This is a genomic window from uncultured Microbacterium sp. (genome assembly GCF_947489255.1).
GTDB classification, from domain to species: Bacteria; Actinomycetota; Actinomycetes; order Actinomycetales; family Microbacteriaceae; genus Microbacterium; species Microbacterium phycohabitans.
Genome location: NZ_CANLCY010000012.1, coordinates 1 through 733 on the forward strand (window position 1 = coordinate 1; position 733 = coordinate 733).

At 65.1% G+C, this 733-nt stretch carries 2 protein-coding genes; both read right to left on the bottom strand.

From position 1 onward, the window contains the following. Positions 1–12: 12 nt before the first annotated feature. A complete protein-coding gene (locus Q0818_RS16690; protein WP_081813642.1) occupies positions 13–570 on the bottom strand; it encodes an IS5 family transposase in 558 nt (185 codons plus the stop codon). Continuing rightward, the coding region (locus tag Q0818_RS16695; protein ID WP_298877519.1) for a transposase at positions 488–733 on the bottom strand (246 nt) is incomplete at its 5' end. The genes Q0818_RS16690 and Q0818_RS16695, both read right to left, overlap by 83 nt.

Consider the following 733-nt stretch of genomic DNA (forward strand, 5'->3'; position numbering starts at 1 on the left):
TAGGCCGTGTTGCTATATCCATTGGAGTGCTGCGGCGAGGTTGAGTCCGGCTGCGTATGAGGTGGCGGTCTTGTCGTAGCGTGACGCGAGTCCTCGCCACTGCTTGATGAAGCTGAAGCATCGTTCGACGACGTTGCGGCCCTTGTAGCGTTGCTGCTGCTCGAGGCCGAAGTTGATCGGTCGACCGGGTCGCTTGCGTCGGTGCGCGATCTGGTCGTCGCGCTCGGGGATCGTGGCCTTGATGCCGTGCTCGCGTAGCCACGCCCGGTTCTTCTTTGACGGGTAGCCCTTGTCCGCGAGCACCCGGTCGGGTCTCGTGCGTGCAGGGCCTCGGCCACGGACGTGGATCTCGTCGAGGGTGTCGGTGAACATGCTGGTGTCTGCGATCTGCCCGCCCGTGAGCACGAATGCCAACGCCCGCGCCTGCCCGTCGCAGACGAGGTGGATCTTCGTCGTCAAACCGCCTCGTGACCGGCCGATCGCGTGGTCAGGAGGTTCCGGCCCGTACTTCTTGTAGTTCGCCGGAGCCCCCCGTGTCGCGGGGCAGGGTCGCGCCGTGCTGGTGGACACGCGCGATCGAGGAGTCCACCGACACGACCCAGTCGATCTCGCCCTGCAAAGACGCCCGCTTCTGCACGTGGGTGAGAAGGTCTTCCCAGACACCGTCGGCCGCCCAGCGACGGAAGTTCTTGTACATCGTGTTCCAGTTCCCGAACCGCTCGGGCAGATCACG